Source organism: Pseudomonas sp. B21-036, from assembly GCF_024748925.1.
Classification (GTDB): Bacteria; Pseudomonadota; Gammaproteobacteria; order Pseudomonadales; family Pseudomonadaceae; genus Aquipseudomonas; species Aquipseudomonas palmensis.
On sequence record NZ_CP087178.1, the window covers coordinates 3,355,443 to 3,371,270 of the forward strand.

Sequence of the window (15,828 nt, forward strand, 5' to 3'; positions counted from 1 at the left end):
CAATCCGGACACACCTGTCCGCAATCGGAGAACGACCATGGACAGCCTCAGCGGCTTCGTGGTGTTTGTGAAAGTGGCCGAAACCCGCAGTTTCGTGGCCGCCGGCAAGGCCCTGGGGGTCAGCGCCTCGGCGGTGGGCAAGCGCGTGGCACGGCTGGAGAGCCGGCTGGCGGTACGCCTGTTCCACCGCAGCACCCGCAGCATCACCCTCACTGCCGAGGGCGCGCTGTTTCTGGAGCGCAGCCGGCGCATCCTGGCCGAAATCGAAGCCACCGAAGCCGAGCTGTCCCAGGCCAGCCAGGCCCCGCGCGGCAAGCTGCGGGTGAGCCTGCCCCAGGTCAGCAGCATGATCGTGCCGCTGCTCAGCGACTTCATCGGGCAGTACCCACAGATCGAACTGGACCTGGACTTCAGCGACCGCATGGTGGATATCGTCGGCGAAGGTTTCGACGTGGTACTGCGGGCCGGCGAACCCTCCGATTCGCGTCTCAATGCCCGCCGCCTGGGCGACTTCCGGCATGTGCTGGTGGGCTCGCCGGCCTACTTCGCCGAGCACGGCACACCGCGCCATCCCCGCGATCTGGCCCGTCACGCCGGGCTGCACTACCGCTTCCTGACCACCGGCAAACTCCAGCGCTGGCCACTGCGCCGCGCCGACAACGGCGCCGACCACGAGGTGCCGGTGTCGATGGTGTGCAACCACCTGGAAACACGCATCTGCTTTGCCATGCGCGGCCACGGTATCGCCTGCCTGCCGGACTTCACCATCACCCAGCAACTGGAACGCGGCGAACTGGTGACGGTACTGGATGAACACCTGGACCACGGCGGTTGTCTGTACCTGTTGTGGCCATCGGGGCGACAGATGTCGCCCAAGCTGCGGGTATTCATCGACTTCATGGAGCAACGGCTGTTTGCCCCGGTGCCGCCAACCGCTAGAATGCCGACCCAGGAGCCCCACCCAACCATGGATAGCCGGATACCGACATGACCAGCGCTGCCCTTTTTTCGCGGATGGAACGTTAACGTGTTTTCTGCCTGTCGCTACATCAGCCTGCTCTGTCTGCTGCCCGCCCTGGCCCTGGCCGATGAGGTGCGCATCGACCCCCACGCCGACCTGCTATACCGCCAGGCCCTGCCGTTTCTGGAGCAGGCCGATGCCCGCAGCCGTGCCCTGCCACTGACCCCCGAGCCTGGCGACCAGGAGCTGATCGGCGAGGTCGAGGCGCTGGGGCGCATCCTGGAACCGGCGGTGGCGCTGCTGCGCAAGGCGGCCGAACTCGACCACCCGGTGGCGCAGTACCGCCTGGCGCTGTTCTACATCACCTACCTGCCGCAAAACGACATCGCCAGGTCCACCTGCCCGCTGCTCGAAGCCAGCATTCGCCAGGGCTTCGCCCCGGCCGCCCTGGGCATCACCACCTGGTGCCCGGCCTTCAGCGACAGCGCCGACTACCGCCAGGCGCTGGAACGCATACCGCTGAACAACACCCTGTACGCCCCCTATTACCCGCAGCCGGCGGTGCGCCTGGAATGCAATCGCCAGCAGCCCCAGGGGCTGAACATGCAGTGGGGGCGCCAGCGTGACTTCCAGGCCGAGGTCTACCGCCTGCTGGGCACCATCGACCCGGGTCAGCGCCTTACCTACTACCAGAAGGCCGTCGACATCAATGGCTGCCTGCCGGCGCAGCGACGCCTCACCAGCCAGCGCTGAAGTACGCGGGCACCGCAAGATCGTACAAGGCAAGCGCCCACGGCTCTGGCATCCTGTGCAACCGACCCCAAGCGTGTGTTGTCATGTCCCGTTCTGCCGTTGCCCGCACTGCCTACATCCAAGGCTCGATCGCCTGCCTGCCGCTGTCGCTGGCGGTGGCCCCCTGGGGGCTGCTGGCCGGTTCCATGGCCATCGAGGCCAACCTCACCCCGCTCGAAGGCCAGGGCCTGTCGGCCATCGTGTTCGCCGGCGCCGCGCAACTGGTGGCCATCGGCATGCTCAAGGGCGGCGCCAACCTGTTCTCGATCCTGCTCACCACCCTGCTGCTGACCTCCCAGCACCTGCTGTACGGCCTGTCGATGCGCCCGGTGATCGCCGACCTGCCGCTGCGCTGGCGGCTGGGCCTGGGCTTTCTGCTGACCGACGAATTCTTCGCCCTCACCAGCCAGTACGACCGCCAGCAGTTCAACCGCTGGTACGCGCTGGGCGTGGGTCTGACCTTCTACATTGCCTGGAACCTGTTCACCCTGGCCGGCATCGTGCTGGGGCGCAACATCCCGCACCTGGACCAGCTGGGCCTGGACTTCTCCATCGTCGCCACCTTCGTGGCGCTGATCGCGCCGCTGGTACGCAACCTGGCCACCGTGGTGTGCGTGGCCGTGGCCCTGTTCAGCTCGGTGCTGTTCAGCTACTGGCACTGGGAAACCGCGCTGGTGCTGGCCGGGCTGCTGGGCATGAGCGCAGGCTTCATCTGCCAGAAACTGACCGGAGCACGCACATGATCATGCTGCTGATCGTTGCCATGGGCCTGCTGGTGTTTCTCAACCGCTACGCCTTTCTCGAACCCCGCCTGCCGTTGCGCCTGAGTTCCAATGCGCGGCAGTTCCTGGGGTTTGCCGTGCCGGGCATGCTCACAGCCATCTGCGGGCCGATCGTGTTCATGCCTGACCACCAGCTCGACCTGAGCCTGGCCAACCCCTACCTGCTGGGCGCGGTCGTGGCCGTCGTGCTGGTGCTGTGGACCCGCAGCGTGCTGCTGAGCATGTTGCTGAGCATGGGGTTGTTCTTCGTGCTGCGCTGGTGGTTGAACGGCGCCCCATGAAAACCGTGCTGCGTGAACAGACCCGCCTGTGGCAGGCCCAGGCACTGGGCGACATCGAGATGCTGCATGCGCGCTACGTGCAGCAGCGCTTCGCCCCGCATGTGCACGAAGGCTACGTGATCACCATCATCGAGTCCGGTGCACAGCGCTTCTGGCACCGTGGCAGCGAGCACCTGGCGCCCGAGGGCAGCATGGTGCTGATCAACCCGGACGAGCTGCACACCGGTGCCAAGGCGCATGCCCATGGCTGGCGCTACCGTGGCTACTACCCCGAGCAGGAGCGCATCACCTCGGTGCTGGACGAGCTGGAGCTCAAGCGCGGCGGCCTGCCCATCTTCAAGGCCAGCGTGCTGCACGACCCGCAGCTGGCGCGTGCCTTCAGTGGCTTGCACAGCCTGGCCGAGCATGGCGCCAGTGCGCTGGAGCAGCAGACCGCGTGGCGCGAGGCGGTGTTGCTGCTGGTGCAGCGTCATGCCGGGGCGCGCGAGGCGCGGGCACCGGGGCAGGAGCCGCAGTCGGTGGCCAGGGCCAAGGAGCTGATGGAAAGCCGGCTGGCCTACCCGCCGTCGCTGGAGGAGTTGGCGGTTGCGGTGGGGTTGTCGCCGTTTCATTTTGCCCGGGTGTTTCGCCAGGCTACCGGCCTGCCGCCGCATGCCTGGCTCAAGCAGCGCCGGCTGAGCCGTGCGCGGGAATTGCTCAAGGCTGATTGCCTGCCGTTCAACGTTGCGTTTGCGCTGGGGTATTCGGACCAGAGTCATCTGAACCGGCAATTCAAGCAGGCGTATGGCGTGACGCCGGGGGAGTATCGGCGGGCGTGTTCGGTGTAAGGTGCTGGGCTGCCCCCACGACCTGGAGCCAATGCAGGAGCCGGCCTTGCCGGCGAAGGGGTCAGCCCCTCACCCATGCACCCAGCGCCGATGCAGCCCTCGCGCCAGTGCATCCAGCATGAAGCCCAGCACCCCGATCACCAGCACCATCGCCATCAGCTCCGAGTACGCCAGCCGGTCGCGGGTATCCAGAATGAAATACCCCAGCCCCGCACTCACCCCGAGCATCTCGCACGGCACCAGCACGATCCACAATATGCCGATGGCCAGCCGCACGCCGGTCAGCACATGCCCCACCACCCCCGGCAGGATCACCTTGCGCAAGGTCTCCCAGCGCGTGGCGCTCAGGCTGCGGCTCAACTGCAACCAGCGCGGGTCGAGCTGACGCACACCCGCCGCCGTGTTGAGCAAGATCGGCCACAACGCGGCAAACGCCAGCAGGAAGTAGATCGGCGCATCACCCACCCCCATCAGCATCACCACCACCGGCATCCACGACAGCGGCGAGATCATGCGCAGGAACTGGAACGCCGGGGTGGTCGCCGCGTCCAGGCGCCGGTAGCTGCCCACCAGCAAACCCAGCGGCACGCCCACCAGCAACGCCAGCACCAACCCCACCAGAATGCGCTTGAGGCTCACCGCCACATGCTCGTACAGCTCGGCATGCCCCAAAAGCTCCAGCAGGCTGGCAAAGGTGGCCTGCGGCGCAAACCGCAAGGCCAGCCCGTCACCGCCGAACAGCACGATCCCACCCCACCACAGCAACAACAGCACCAGCAGCCCGGCGATACCCAGGGCCGCGTGTTTGACTGGCTTGACCATCAGACCGCGAACTCCTCGCTGCGCTCGAAGCTGTCGGGCAAGCCGAAGGCCTTGAGCCCGCCGACGGCACCGATGGCGTTGCGCACGAAGCGGTCATCCACCAGGTCGCGGGCGGTCTGTTGCGGGTCCAGTGCGGCCAGGAAGCCCTTGTCGCCTTCGATCAGGGTGTCCTTGAGGCGGCGCACCAGTTCCTCGGTGTAGCTGGGGAACGGGTACGGCTGGAAGTCGATGCGCTGCTCGTCCCACTGCGCATGCCGGATCGCCCCGCTCTGCACATACTGTTCGCGGCTGTCGGCAGCCGGCGTGAGCACCCGGCCCAGCACCTCGGGGGCATGCGGGGTGTAGCGGTTGGCACCGCTCTTGGACAGAATCTGCGCCGCCTCGGCGCGGTGGTCGCGGGTCCACAGCTGGGCCTTGACGATGGCGTTGACCACCTTCTGCGACCACTCGGGGCGGTTGTTCAGGTCGTGCTCGTGCATGAACACCACGCAGCATGCATGGTTGCGCCACACGTCCCCGGTAAAGCGCTGCACGCGCCCGACCTTGAGTTCCTCGGCCAGGGCATTGAACGGCTCGGCGACGATGTAGCCGGCAATGCGCTTGCTGGCCAACGCCGGCGGCATGTCCGAAGGCGGCAGTACCACCAGGTTGACCTCGTTGGCCGCCACCGCAGCCGTCGCCGCCTGCGACACCGGCTGCAAGCCGTTATCACGGAACAGTTGCTGCACCACCACGTTATGAATGGAGTACCAGAACGGGATCGCCACCGTCTTGCCGCCCAGCTGCTTCACCTCGGTGATGTCCGGGGCCACGGTCAGGCCCGAGCCGCCCACGTGATTCCAGGCCACCACCTTGGCCGGCACCTTGCTGCCGTAACGCGCCCATACGGTCATCGGCGACAGCAGGTGGATCACGTTGACCTGCCCGGAAATGAACGCCTCGATCACCTGCGCCCAGCTGCGCAGCAGCACCGGGCGCTCGGCCTTGATGCCCTCGGCCTCGAACAGGCCGTTGTTGTGCGCCACCAGCAGCGGCGTGGCGTCAGTGATCGGCAGGTAGCCGATGCGCACCGGCGCATCCGGCTCGGCGGCGGCACGCGCCTGCAGGCTGCTCAGCAGCGGCATCGCACCGGCGGCACTGAGCACCGCGCTGAGTTTGAGAAAATCACGACGAGTGTGGGTGAAGTCGTCCAGGCACATGGGCAGTCTCCGACGGCGTAGGCAAAGAATCGGTTGGGGAAGTGTGGGTGCGGCTCGCCCGCCGAAGGGTCTTGAGAATCTCGATGCGCAACGCGCCCAGTGCCTCGACCTGCTGCTCACGCGGGTGCGCCAGGTCGATGGGCCATTGGCCGAGGGTCCGCGCCGGGTGGTCGCCCAGTAGCAGGATGCGGTCGGACAACAGCAGGGCCTCGTCGATATCGTGGGTGATCAGCACCGCAGCGGTGCCGTGTTCGGCGATCACGCTCAGCAGCAGTTGCTGCATGTCGGCGCGGGTCACTTCGTCCAGCGCGCCAAAGGGCTCGTCCAGCAGCAGTACATGGGGCTGGCGCGCCAGGCAGCGCGCCAGCGCGGTGCGCTGGGCCATGCCGCCGGACAACTGCGCCGGGTAATGCTGGCGTGCATGCTGCAGGCCCACGGCGGCGATCGCATGGTCGATGCGCGCCTCGCGCTCGGCCTTGGCCAAACGCGGCTGGCGAGCGAAATCCAGGCCGAAGGCGACGTTGCTTTCCAGGCTCAGCCAGGGCAGCAGGCTGGGGTCCTGGAACGCCACCGCCACCCGTGGATGCGGGCCGTCCAGCGGCTCGCCGAGCAGGCTCACGCGACCATCGCGCGCCGCCTGCAAGCCGGCCAGTACCCGCAGCAGGCTGGACTTGCCCACCCCGCTGGGGCCCAGGATCGACACCACTTCGCCCGGCGCCAGGTCCAGGTCGAAGCCTTCGAGCAGGGTTTGCCAGCCCTGTTCGCGGGCGTAGCCCAGGCTGATACCGCGGGCCTGCAGTACCACCTTGCTCATGCTGCGCGTGCCTGGCGTTGCAGCTCGGCGCGCAGTTGCACCAGGCTCGGGGTCACGATCGGCACGAACGCCGACTCGCGCCAGCGCCGCGCAAAGCCTGCGCCGTACTCGCTCAGGTAGGCCTTGCCGCCGCTGGCCTGCAGCTCCAGTTGCAGCGCCTCGCCAACAATCTCGGCCAGGCTGATGCGCACCTTGAACAGCGACGCCGGGTTGCCCAGGAAGCGCCCGTCGAGCAGGCCGGCCTTGAGCTCGCTCACCACATCGGCCAGCAGCTCGCGCTGCGCCTCGAGGGTTTCAGCCAGCACCGAACGCACCCCCTGCAGGTGCCCCTGCGCTTCCTGCAAGGCGCGCCGCGCCAGGCCGATGGCCATGCCGCACTGCAGGCCCAGGAACGCCGGGCGCACCGCCGGCAGGAACTGCCGGGCATCCTCATGCAGCAGCCAGTCGCGGCCCAGGGCCACCTGATCGAAATCCAGCGCGGCGGTATTGCTCGACTGCAGGCCCATCAGTTGCAGGTCGGGGGAGCGCTGCACCCCCGCGATGCCGTCGGGGATCGCCACCACGAACGGTGCACCGCCTTCGGCGCGGTCGATGGCGGCCGCCACCACGAAGCCGCCCTTGCGCAGGTTGGTGACCCAGTGCAGGCGCCCGTTGAGTGACCAGCCCTGCTCGCCGCGCGCCGTGGCGCTGACCTGCAGCGACTCGATGCCGGACAGAAACTTCATTGCATTGGAGAGCCCGGTGGCACCGGCCAGCTCACCGCTGAGCAACGACGGCAGCAGGCGCTCGCGCAGGGCGCTGTTGGGGCTGTGCAGCAGGTATTCGATAAAGGCCCGCTGGCCCCAGAACACGAAGGCGGCGGCCAGCGAATAGCTGGCAACGCTGGCCACGGTTTCCACGGCGTCGGCCACACTGGCGCCGCTGCCGCCCTGACGCGGGTCCACACCCACACCCAGCACCTTGGCTGCGGCCAGTTGCCCCAGCACCTGCTGCGGGTCGCACCGGCCCTGGTCGAGCGCCTCGGCATTGGCCTCCAGCCAGTGCTGCAATACGGGATCAAGCATGTTCTTTCCTCCTTAGAACAGGGCGCCAGCCACACACTGGCGCCACGGGGCTCACTGAGCGTCGGCCTGCCAGCGGTACTTGGCCAGCTCGTCATTGAGCGGCGTGCGCGCAAACACGTTGGCGAAATTGCACAACGTGGCCAGGCTCACCCCCAGGATAACTTCCAGGGCATGGCCTTCGGTGTAACCGGCCTCGCGAAACTCAGCGTAGGTGGCATCGCTCACATTGCCACGGGTGGCAATCACTTCGCGGGCAAACTTCGCCAGGGTTTCGAGCCTGGGCGATGGTAACTCGCCGCGCGCACGCAGGGCCTGCACCACTTCTTCGGGCAGCTTGGCCTTGTTCAGCGCCACCGCCGTATGGCCGGCCACGCAGAAGTCGCAGCCGTGCTGGGTGGCGGCAATCAGCTGCACCACTTCGCGCTCGGCCAGGCTCAGCTCGGCCTTGCCATTGAGCGCCGAAACCGTCACATAGGTTTCCAGCGCGGCCGGCGCGTTGGCCAGCACGCCCAGCAGGTTGGGAATGAAGCCGGAATTCTTCTGCGCGTTCTCCAGGAACGGGCGCGCGGCTTCCGGGGCGCTTTGCACGGTGTGTAGAGTGATGCGTGACATGGCGTGGTCTCCTGCATACTGAAGGTGTTCGCCAAGTCTGTTGGTTATAAGAAAACCGATCCATATTCTACAGTCGCGATTACTTGCTCCTGAGTGTTTCCATTAGATGATTTCTTCCAGCGTTTTGGTCGATTGGTTATTAGAGCGTCTGGAACTGGACGCCAGCCTGTTCCATGTGGGGCGCTACTGCGGTGGCTGGCACGCCAGCACCCAGGGCCTGGCCCGGGCCAGCTTTCATGTGGTGGTGCAGGGCCACTGCTGGCTGCACATCGACGGCCAGCCCGAGCCGCAGCGGCTGGAGGCCGGCGAGGCGGTGTTCCTGCTGCGCGACCTGCCCTATCGCCTGTCCGACAGCGCCGACAGCGACACCGCGCGCTGCCAGCCGCGCATCCCGATGCAGGCGCTCGACAGCCAGGCGGCGGATGGCGTGGGGCTGGTGTGCGGGTTCTTTCACTTCCAGCCGGGGCTGTCGTCGCTGATGGCCGAGTCGCTGGCCGACTGGATCATCCTGCGCACCGGCGACCCGTCGCTGCAGGCGGCGCGGGCGCTGTTCGAGCTGATCCTGGAGGAATGCCAGCGCACCCCCGCACCCTCCTCCACCCTGCTGGAGCGCCTGAGCCAGTTGCTGTTCTTGTACGTGCTGCGCCAGCAGGTGAGCGACAACCAGGACCTTGGCGGCCTGGTCGCCCTGGCCCGTCACCCGGCGTTCGCCCCGCTGCTGGAGCAGTTGATCGAACACCCCGAACAGCCCTGGTCGCTGGAAAGCATGGCCGCCTGCACAGGGCTGTCGCGCTCGGCCTTCTTCAAGCGTTTCAACGAGCTGGCCGGCCAGTCGCCGGGCCAGGTGCTGCTGGCGCTGCGCATGCGTCACGCCTGCCAGTTGCTCAAGGCCAACAACACCGTCGAGCAGGTCTGCGCAGCGGTGGGCTACCAGTCCATCGCCGCCTTCACCCGGGCGTTCGGCAAGGCCATCGGCGTGCAGCCCGGCGCCTACCGCCGCCAGCACGAGGGCCGCTGAAACAAAGGCTGTGCGGTAATCGAACAGAACCCGTCGTCGCCCCCTAAAGTCATGCGCCGCGCCTCCGATAGCAGCCTACCCACCGCACAGAGTGGGGGTATTTTTTACTGCCAGGAGTAATGCCCGCATGCTTGCCGACCTCAAGATCCGCACCGGAATGTTCTGGGTGCTGCTGCTGTTCAGCGCCACCCTGCTGTTTTCCACCGTCAGCGCCTGGCGGGCGGCGGTGGGCAGCGACGCGCAGATCAACGAGCTGGACCAGACCGCCCAGCAGTCCGACCGCCTCAACAACGCGCTGCTGATGGCGATTCGCGCCAGTGCCAACGTGTCGTCGGGCTTTATCGAGCAGCAAGGCGGCCACCTCGACAGTGCCAAGGCGCGCCTGGCCATGTCGCAAAAGCTGCTGGGCGACAGCCAGGCGCTGGTCGACGCCTTCGTCACCAACACCCATGAGCCGGCGCAAAAGGCCCTGGCCCAGGACCTGCAGCGCACCTTCGCCGACTACGCCAACGCCGTGGCCGGGCAGCGCGCCGCCACGCTCAAGGGCTCGCTGGACGACTACTTCACCGTCAACGTGGATGCCGGCAACGCCATGCGTGCCCTGCAGGCGCTGCGCCAGCAACTGGTGGCAGCCCTGGCCGAGCGCAGCCGGCAGATCATGGCCGAGTCCGACCAGCGCCTGGCCACGGCCCAGTGGCTGAGCGTGCTGCTGGGGCTGTTGACCCTGGTGCTGGCCGCCGTGTGCTGGGCCTTTATCGTCGCCCGTGTGCTGCGCCCGCTGCGCGAGGCCGGCGTGCATTTTCAGCGCATTGCCGGGGGCGACCTGAGCGTGCCGGTGACGGTACGCAGCCACAACGAGATCGGCCAGCTGTTCGCCGAACTGGAGCGCATGCAGCACAGCCAGCGCGATACCCTGGGGCAGATCACCGCCTGCGCCACGCAGCTGTCCAGCGCCGCCCAGGCCCTGGACAGCGTGACCGAGCAGAGCACCCAGAGCCTGCGCCAGCAGGACCAGGAGCTGGAACAGGCCGCCACGGCGGTTACCGAGATGACCACGGCGGTCGAGGAAGTGGCGCGCAATGCGGTGTCCACCTCCCAGGCGGCCAGTGCCTCCAATGCCTTGGCCGAACAGAGCCGCCAGCAGGTGGCCGACAACATCGACGGCACCCAGGCCATGGCTCGCGAAGTGGCGATCAGCGGCGAGCGCCTGCAACAGCTGGCTGTGCAGATTCGCGAGATCGGCACGGTGCTGGAGGTGATCCGTTCGGTGTCGGAGCAGACCAACCTGCTGGCGCTCAATGCCGCCATCGAGGCGGCGCGTGCCGGCGAGGCCGGGCGCGGGTTTGCGGTGGTGGCCGATGAGGTCAGGACCCTGGCCTACCGCACGCAGCAATCGACCCAGGAAATCGAGCAGATGATCAACAGCGTGCAACAGGGCACCCAGGCGGCGGTGGACTCGATGCAGGCCAGTACCGGCCGCGCGCAGTCCACGCTGGGCATCACCCAGGCGTCAGGCCAGGTGCTGGAGGGCATCTACACGGCCATCGGCCAGATCAACGAGCGCAACCTGGTGATTGCCAGCGCGGCAGAGGAGCAGGCCCAGGTGGCCCGCGAGGTGGATCGCAACCTGCTGAACATTCGTGAATTGTCGGGCCGCTCGGCGGCGGGCGCCGAGCAGACCCGCGTCGCCAGCAATGCGCTGTCGCAGCTGGCCACGCAACTGACCACGCTGGTCACGCGTTTTATCGTCTGAGGTGCGGCGCCGGTTCGCCGGCAAAGCCGGCGCCTACAGGGCACCGCGCCCCTTCAGAACCACTCCCGACGCTCCTCGAACGCGGCCCGGATCATGGTCACCAGCACCTGCACCAACGCCGCCTGCGCCGCACGCTCATGCACCGCCAGCCACACCGTGCGGCGCATCGGCGCCTCCAGCAACCCCGGCAATGCCAGCAGGCCACGGTCCAGCTGCGCCGCATAATGCGGCAGCAAGCCGATGCACGCGCTGCACTTGATCAACTGGCTGAACAGGTCGTAGCCCGGCACCCGCGTCACCCCCGCCTCGCGCTCGCTCAACAGGCGGTTCCACGGCGCCAGCGCCGCCACCTGGGCCTCGCCCTGCCACTGCACCAGCATGTAGTCGCGCAGGTCGTCCCGGCACACCGGCCGGTTGCTCTCGCGCGAATAGCGCTTGGCAATGTGCGGGTGATACTCCAGCTGCGCCAGGCGCGTCGGCGCCTCGCCGGCAAACCCCGGCAGCGGCACGCTGCCCGCCTCGTCATCGAGCCACAGCACCACATCGGCCTGCGCCAATCCCTGTGCATCCAGGCCGCTGACGTCCAGGCGGATCCCGGCGTTCTGGCGCACGAAGGCCACCAGGTTGCGCGCCAGAATGTCCTGCATGATCGGCTCGGCCACCGCCAGGCGCACCAGCACCGGCGCATCCAGCGCGGTCATGGCCTGTGGCTTGCTGCTCAGGCTCGACTGCAGCAACGCCTGCAACTGGCGCCCCTCGCGGCTGAGCACCAGGGCATGGCCGCGGTTGACGAACAATGGATACCCCACCCGCGCTTCCAGCTGCGCCAGCTTCTTGCGCAACAGGGTGGACTTGAGGTTGAGGCTGCGCGCAGCCTGCATGAAGCAGCCGCACCGCGCACTGGCCAGAAAACAGCTGAGCATCTGCTCGTCCTGCACCCAGCCCAGCCCGGCCCGCACCTTGGCCAGCGGCTCGGCCGGCGGATAATCGGGCACGTAGTGCGGCATATCGAACATCGGCATCCTCGCCTCCTGCCGGGCCCCGGCCAGGGCCCGCTCTTCCTTGATCGACGCCGCCTAGCGGCTGGCGTCCATGACCTGATTGAGCGCAGCGCCATCGATACTCAGCGTCGCGCTGTTGAACATGCCGTCCACGTAGGCCCGGGCCACCTGTTCCTGGCGCTGGGCCCGCAACAGGTCACGCAGGCTGTCGCGCACCTCGTCCAGGCTGGCCACACGCGGCGGCTGCACCTCGATGAGCTTGACGATGTGAAAGCCCGCCGCACTCTGCAACGGCTCGCTCACCGCCCCTTCCTTGAGCTGCGGCACCGCATCGCGCACCTGCGGCAGCAACTGGCTCAGCGGCTGCAAACCACTGTCGCCGCCACGCTGCGCACTCTCGCGGTCCTGCGAGTTGGCCCTGGCCAGCGCGGCAAAGTCGGCATTGGCAGCCTGGGCCTGCTTGCTCAGGGCCAGCGCCTGCTTGCGCACGCGTGCCACCGACTGCTCGTCCGGCACCGCCAGGAAGATCTGGCTCAGGTGATAGCGCGTGGGCAGTTGCAGGCTGGCCTTGCCGTTCTCGTAGGCCGCCTGCAGTTCAGCCTCGCTGGGGTAGTCGGCCGGTACCTGGCTGACCGAGTTCAGGTAGTCGCGCAGCACGATCTGCTCCACCACCGCATGGGTCTGCGCCTGCACATCGGGACGCTCCGACCAGCCCTGGGCCTGGGCCTGCTGGTACAGCGCCTTTTCCGCCAGGCGCGAGCGAATCCAGCCCTCCAGGGCCTGGCGATTGCCGCTCAGTTCCTCGCGCGCCGGCGCCGGCAGCTTGGCGAACAGCGCCTTGAGCTCCTCGACGCTGACCTGCTGGTCGCCCAGGCGCGCCAGCGCCGGCCCCGCATCGCTCGCCACAGCGGCAACCGCCGGCGCTTTCGCGCTGGCTGCCACCGGGTCATCCCCCGTGCGCAGTGCCAACACCACTGCCACGCCCAGAACGGCCAGCGCGCCCGCGCCGGCCCACAGCGTACGTCGAGTCACGAAGCGCTCACCGCTTCAGCCCCGGCCACCGCCTCGTCCTGCACCTGGGCCACGTTGCGGCTGTAGTCGCGCAGGTACACGATGAACTCCTGCAGCAGGCGGTCCCACAGCACCAGGCTGCCCAGCAGGTGCTTGTGGCTGACGCCGTCGGCCACCATCACGTCCATCTCCATCACCAGGAACTCGCCCTGCACCGACAGCCGCGCGAAGCGGCGCGACACGTTCCAGCGTTCGGCCAGCCCGGCCGGCAGTTCACCCTGGATGCGCAGGGCGCAGCTGTAGGTGAAGTCGAGGAACTCGCCCTCGCGCTCGGCACGGTTGCCAAAGCGCACCGCATAGCCCACGCCCTGGCTGGCACTGAGCAGTTGCACCACGGCATTCTGCTCGCTGCGATTGACTCGGCAACCTGCATCCTGCAACAGGGTGGTCAGAGAGTCGGCGCTGACGGTTTCGATCAGTTGGTTGTCGCTCATGGCTTCGCTTCCTTGTGTCAATTGACTTGCGGTTTGCTGCCGCCCTGCGCGGCATCGAACTGGGTCTGGTACAGCTGATCGCCGTAGGCCTGGGCAAGTTCCTCGAACTTCACCCGGGCGCCCCCGGCAAAGGGTTGGCGCATCTTCATCACATCCGCCACATCGATCTTTTCGTAGGCCGCAAGAATCCCCTTGGCGACCCCGTACATCTGCTGATTCTTTGCCGAACACGCCAGCACCTGCTGCTCGCGCTCGGCCAGGCTGGCGGCCAGGCGCGCACGCTCGGCTTCCTTGGCCTTGGCCATGCCCAGCAGCTCGTCGTAGGCCTGCTTGTACTTGCCCAGTTGCGCGTTGCTGCTGGCCACCAGCGCCTGCGTCTGGCCGTGCAGGGCCTGCTGCTGGCCCAGCAACTGCTCGGCCTGGCCACGGGCCTGGGCCAGTTGCGCGGTCAGTTGCTGCACCTGGGCCTGGGCCGCATCGCGTTGCTGCTCGGCGCTCTGGCGCGCCGCCGAAGCCTGCGCCTGTTCGCTCTGCAGCGCCTGCAACTGCTGGGTGGTACTGCGCAGCTGGGTGCGCAGGCGCTCTTCCATGCCTTCGGCCGCAGCCACCCCCGCCCAGCTCACGCCCAACGCCACCAGCAGGTACGAACAACAGGCCCGATAGGCTCGCTTGTTCATGCTCTTTCTCCCTGTGCGCGCCTGCTAGAAGCGCGTGTTGACTTCAAGTTGTAGCACATCGATATCGAACGGCGCGCCGTAGACCGCCTCGGTACTCATCCAGCGCGCCGTGGCGTACACGTTCTGGTCCAGGCCGTAGTTGGCACCGAGGATGAAGCCCTTGGCGTTGGTGCCGCCCAGGTGGAACGAGGAATCGTTGAAGCCGTCGGGCAAGGCATCGGGCTGGATGTGCTTGTAGCCGGCGAACAGGTTCCAGTCGCCCTGCTTTTTCAGCTCCAGCGCGTTGCCCAGGGTGAACTGCACCATCCACGCATTGGCACCGCTCTTGATGTTGCCGTCGCTGTCGAGGTTGTTGGCCAACTGGCCGGCCGAACGCTTGCGCATCTCGCCTTCGTCGTAGGCCAGGTTGTGGATGTAGTTGGCCTGGCTGCGCAGCTTGAAGTCGTGCGGCAGCTCGGTGTCCCATACCGCGTTCAGGTCCAGCAGGTTGAACTCCGACGCCAGCCCCACGAACTGCGGCTGCGGGGTGGCGGCCGGGTTGGCCGGGTTGGGCGTGATGTCGCGCAGCAGGAACAGCGTGTTGCCCTTCTGCATGAAGGTCGGGCGGCTGCCGTCACTGTCGCAGCCAGGGTCGCCGTTCCACGGCTCGCATGCCCCGGAGCGTTCGCCGGCAATGTCGTCGAAGCGGTAGTAGGCCAGCGCGCCCTTGAGCCGGTTGCTGTCGTTGATCTGCCAGTTGGCGCCCAGCTGCGCGCCGTACAGCCACTTGTTGTCGCTGCTTTCCTTGTCCAGCCCGTTGCTGCTGGCGGTGTCGGCGCTGTACTCCACCGGGAACGCGCCGAGGGTCCCGAACAGGCTCAGGCTGTCGCTCAGCGGCTGGTTGAACAGGGCCGCCACGCCGTCGAAGTTGAGGTCGTTGGAATACAGCATGTCGGTGGACATGAACGGGTTGGCGATACGCCCGCCGGTCAGGGTCACGCGCTCGCTCGCCACCCAGCTCAGGTAGCCCTGGTCGAGCCACAGGTCCTTCTTGCCGAAGCCGCCGCCCAGGGTCTGGGTGGTGGACACCGGGCCGTTGTCGCTGCCGGTGCCGATGCGGATACCCGCCGTCCAGCTCGGCGACAGCACCGCCTTCAGGCCCAGGCGCGCGCGCAGGCGCAGCAGGTTCTCGCGGTCTTCGCGGGTATTGAGCAGCGGCGGCAGGTTGCGCCCGTTGTTGGGGTTGACGTCGTAGGGGCCGTCGGCGTTGAGCTTGGCGAAATCGATGATCTGGTTGCTGTTGTTGCCCGAGAAGTAGCGCGACTCGTCGCGCAGGCGCACGTCGCCATCGAAGCTGATGCGCGAGGCCCAGTCGGGGAAGGTGTTGGGCGCGGCCCAGTTCTCCTGCTTGGCCTTGGCCATCACCTCGGCCTTGACCTCGTCGCGGATCTGGTCGCGCACGATGGCCGGCACATACTGCACGCGCACCTCGCCATTGGCCGCCGGCACCGCCGCCACGCTGGCGCGGGCCTGCACCGCCTCGCTTTCGGCCTGGTCGATCAGGGCCTGGGCCTGGTCCTGCTTGAGCACACCCTGCTGCACCAGCAGGCGGATCAGGTTGATCGTCGCGTTCTGCGACGGCGCCGGGGTCTGCGCCACGGCCGGACCGACCGCCGCGGCGACCACCAGGCCGACTGCCAGGGTCAATCGGTTCACTGAGCACATCATGGATTTACCGCTC

17 protein-coding genes are annotated in these 15,828 nt (G+C 67.4%); 7 read left to right on the top strand and 10 right to left on the bottom strand.

The window, feature by feature from the left end; genetic code table 11:
• The first annotated feature begins 37 nt into the window (after positions 1-37).
• From LOY33_RS15095 to LOY33_RS15115, 5 genes are all read left to right on the top strand, one after another.
• Entirely contained in the window at positions 38-991 is a 954-nt protein-coding gene (locus LOY33_RS15095) for a LysR family transcriptional regulator (RefSeq protein ID WP_213605791.1), read from the top strand.
• Between the two features lie 36 nt (positions 992-1,027).
• Positions 1,028-1,714 (top strand): sel1 repeat family protein, encoded by a 687-nt coding sequence (locus tag LOY33_RS15100; protein WP_258659261.1) that lies wholly within the window; start codon positions 1,028-1,030, stop codon positions 1,712-1,714.
• A gap of 83 nt (positions 1,715-1,797) precedes the next feature.
• A complete protein-coding gene (locus LOY33_RS15105) occupies positions 1,798-2,496 on the top strand; it encodes an AzlC family ABC transporter permease (protein ID WP_043860191.1) in 699 nt (232 codons plus the stop codon).
• Complete coding sequence (locus tag LOY33_RS15110) at positions 2,493-2,816, top strand: AzlD domain-containing protein (RefSeq protein WP_054916070.1); 324 nt, start codon at positions 2,493-2,495, stop codon at positions 2,814-2,816. The genes LOY33_RS15105 and LOY33_RS15110 overlap by 4 nt, the downstream gene beginning before the upstream one ends.
• Positions 2,813-3,643 (top strand): AraC family transcriptional regulator, encoded by an 831-nt coding sequence (locus tag LOY33_RS15115; RefSeq protein ID WP_054916071.1) that lies wholly within the window; start codon positions 2,813-2,815, stop codon positions 3,641-3,643. Before LOY33_RS15110 ends, LOY33_RS15115 begins: the two co-directional genes overlap by 4 nt.
• A gap of 69 nt (positions 3,644-3,712) precedes the next feature.
• On the opposite strand, the gene LOY33_RS15120 is transcribed toward LOY33_RS15115, so the two are convergent.
• The 5 genes from LOY33_RS15120 to LOY33_RS15140 are packed head-to-tail and all read right to left on the bottom strand — an operon-like array spanning position 3,713 to position 8,154.
• On the bottom strand, positions 3,713-4,465 hold the full coding sequence (locus LOY33_RS15120; RefSeq protein WP_054916072.1) for an ABC transporter permease: 753 nt from the start codon (positions 4,463-4,465) through the stop codon (positions 3,713-3,715).
• On the bottom strand, positions 4,465-5,664 hold the full coding sequence (locus LOY33_RS15125; RefSeq protein ID WP_100633811.1) for an ABC transporter substrate-binding protein: 1,200 nt from the start codon (positions 5,662-5,664) through the stop codon (positions 4,465-4,467). The genes LOY33_RS15120 and LOY33_RS15125 overlap by 1 nt, the downstream gene beginning before the upstream one ends.
• Positions 5,630-6,478 carry an ABC transporter ATP-binding protein gene (locus LOY33_RS15130; RefSeq protein WP_043860186.1) on the bottom strand — a complete coding sequence of 283 codons (849 nt, stop codon included), beginning with the start codon at positions 6,476-6,478 and terminating at the stop codon, positions 5,630-5,632. The genes LOY33_RS15125 and LOY33_RS15130 overlap by 35 nt, the downstream gene beginning before the upstream one ends.
• Positions 6,475-7,542: an acyl-CoA dehydrogenase family protein gene (locus LOY33_RS15135; RefSeq protein WP_258659268.1), complete on the bottom strand. Its 1,068-nt coding sequence runs from the start codon at positions 7,540-7,542 to the stop codon at positions 6,475-6,477. Before LOY33_RS15135 ends, LOY33_RS15130 begins: the two co-directional genes overlap by 4 nt.
• 51 nt (positions 7,543-7,593) lie before the next feature.
• Entirely contained in the window at positions 7,594-8,154 is a 561-nt protein-coding gene (locus LOY33_RS15140; RefSeq protein ID WP_043860184.1) for a carboxymuconolactone decarboxylase family protein, read from the bottom strand.
• 106 nt (positions 8,155-8,260) lie between these two features.
• Here LOY33_RS15140 and LOY33_RS15145 point away from each other — a divergent pair, with 106 nt between their 5' ends.
• On the top strand, positions 8,261-9,172 hold the full coding sequence (locus LOY33_RS15145) for an AraC family transcriptional regulator (RefSeq protein WP_043860183.1): 912 nt from the start codon (positions 8,261-8,263) through the stop codon (positions 9,170-9,172).
• A gap of 127 nt (positions 9,173-9,299) precedes the next feature.
• Positions 9,300-10,925, top strand: coding sequence for a methyl-accepting chemotaxis protein (locus LOY33_RS15150; RefSeq protein WP_236176847.1), 1,626 nt, complete (start codon positions 9,300-9,302; stop codon positions 10,923-10,925).
• A gap of 53 nt (positions 10,926-10,978) precedes the next feature.
• Here the strand turns inward: LOY33_RS15150 and LOY33_RS15155 are convergent, their stop codons facing one another.
• The 5 genes from LOY33_RS15155 to LOY33_RS15175 are packed head-to-tail and all read right to left on the bottom strand — an operon-like array spanning position 10,979 to position 15,815.
• Positions 10,979-11,947: a LysR family transcriptional regulator gene (locus LOY33_RS15155; RefSeq protein ID WP_078480219.1), complete on the bottom strand. Its 969-nt coding sequence runs from the start codon at positions 11,945-11,947 to the stop codon at positions 10,979-10,981.
• Between the two features lie 54 nt (positions 11,948-12,001).
• Positions 12,002-12,958, bottom strand: coding sequence for a peptidylprolyl isomerase (locus LOY33_RS15160; protein WP_058541152.1), 957 nt, complete (start codon positions 12,956-12,958; stop codon positions 12,002-12,004).
• The gene (locus LOY33_RS15165; RefSeq protein ID WP_043860180.1) at positions 12,955-13,431 is read right to left on the bottom strand and encodes a YbjN domain-containing protein; all 477 of its coding nucleotides are present in this window, start codon (positions 13,429-13,431) and stop codon (positions 12,955-12,957) included. Before LOY33_RS15165 ends, LOY33_RS15160 begins: the two co-directional genes overlap by 4 nt.
• A gap of 17 nt (positions 13,432-13,448) precedes the next feature.
• Positions 13,449-14,108: a DNA repair protein gene (locus tag LOY33_RS15170; protein ID WP_258659272.1), complete on the bottom strand. Its 660-nt coding sequence runs from the start codon at positions 14,106-14,108 to the stop codon at positions 13,449-13,451.
• Between the two features lie 24 nt (positions 14,109-14,132).
• Entirely contained in the window at positions 14,133-15,815 is a 1,683-nt protein-coding gene (locus LOY33_RS15175) for a putative porin (RefSeq protein ID WP_258659274.1), read from the bottom strand.
• Positions 15,816-15,828: the final 13 nt, after the last annotated feature.

Excerpts from the sequence above, each read along its gene's own strand:
- LOY33_RS15095 (WP_213605791.1), top strand. The coding sequence starts at position 38 with ATGGACAGCCTCAGCGGCTTCGTGGTGTTTGTGAAAGTGGCCGAAACC.
- LOY33_RS15105 (WP_043860191.1), top strand. The coding sequence starts at position 1,798 with ATGTCCCGTTCTGCCGTTGCCCGCACTGCCTACATCCAAGGCTCGATC.
- LOY33_RS15110 (WP_054916070.1), top strand. The coding sequence starts at position 2,493 with ATGATCATGCTGCTGATCGTTGCCATGGGCCTGCTGGTGTTTCTCAAC.
- LOY33_RS15115 (WP_054916071.1), top strand. The coding sequence starts at position 2,813 with ATGAAAACCGTGCTGCGTGAACAGACCCGCCTGTGGCAGGCCCAGGCA.
- LOY33_RS15120 (WP_054916072.1), bottom strand. The coding sequence starts at position 4,465 with ATGGTCAAGCCAGTCAAACACGCGGCCCTGGGTATCGCCGGGCTGCTG.
- LOY33_RS15125 (WP_100633811.1), bottom strand. The coding sequence starts at position 5,664 with ATGTGCCTGGACGACTTCACCCACACTCGTCGTGATTTTCTCAAACTC.
- LOY33_RS15130 (WP_043860186.1), bottom strand. The coding sequence starts at position 6,478 with ATGAGCAAGGTGGTACTGCAGGCCCGCGGTATCAGCCTGGGCTACGCC.
- LOY33_RS15135 (WP_258659268.1), bottom strand. The coding sequence starts at position 7,542 with ATGCTTGATCCCGTATTGCAGCACTGGCTGGAGGCCAATGCCGAGGCG.
- LOY33_RS15140 (WP_043860184.1), bottom strand. The coding sequence starts at position 8,154 with ATGTCACGCATCACTCTACACACCGTGCAAAGCGCCCCGGAAGCCGCG.
- LOY33_RS15145 (WP_043860183.1), top strand. The coding sequence starts at position 8,261 with ATGATTTCTTCCAGCGTTTTGGTCGATTGGTTATTAGAGCGTCTGGAA.
- LOY33_RS15150 (WP_236176847.1), top strand. The coding sequence starts at position 9,300 with ATGCTTGCCGACCTCAAGATCCGCACCGGAATGTTCTGGGTGCTGCTG.
- LOY33_RS15155 (WP_078480219.1), bottom strand. The coding sequence starts at position 11,947 with ATGCCGATGTTCGATATGCCGCACTACGTGCCCGATTATCCGCCGGCC.
- LOY33_RS15165 (WP_043860180.1), bottom strand. The coding sequence starts at position 13,431 with ATGAGCGACAACCAACTGATCGAAACCGTCAGCGCCGACTCTCTGACC.
- LOY33_RS15170 (WP_258659272.1), bottom strand. The coding sequence starts at position 14,108 with ATGAACAAGCGAGCCTATCGGGCCTGTTGTTCGTACCTGCTGGTGGCG.
- LOY33_RS15175 (WP_258659274.1), bottom strand. The coding sequence starts at position 15,815 with ATGATGTGCTCAGTGAACCGATTGACCCTGGCAGTCGGCCTGGTGGTC.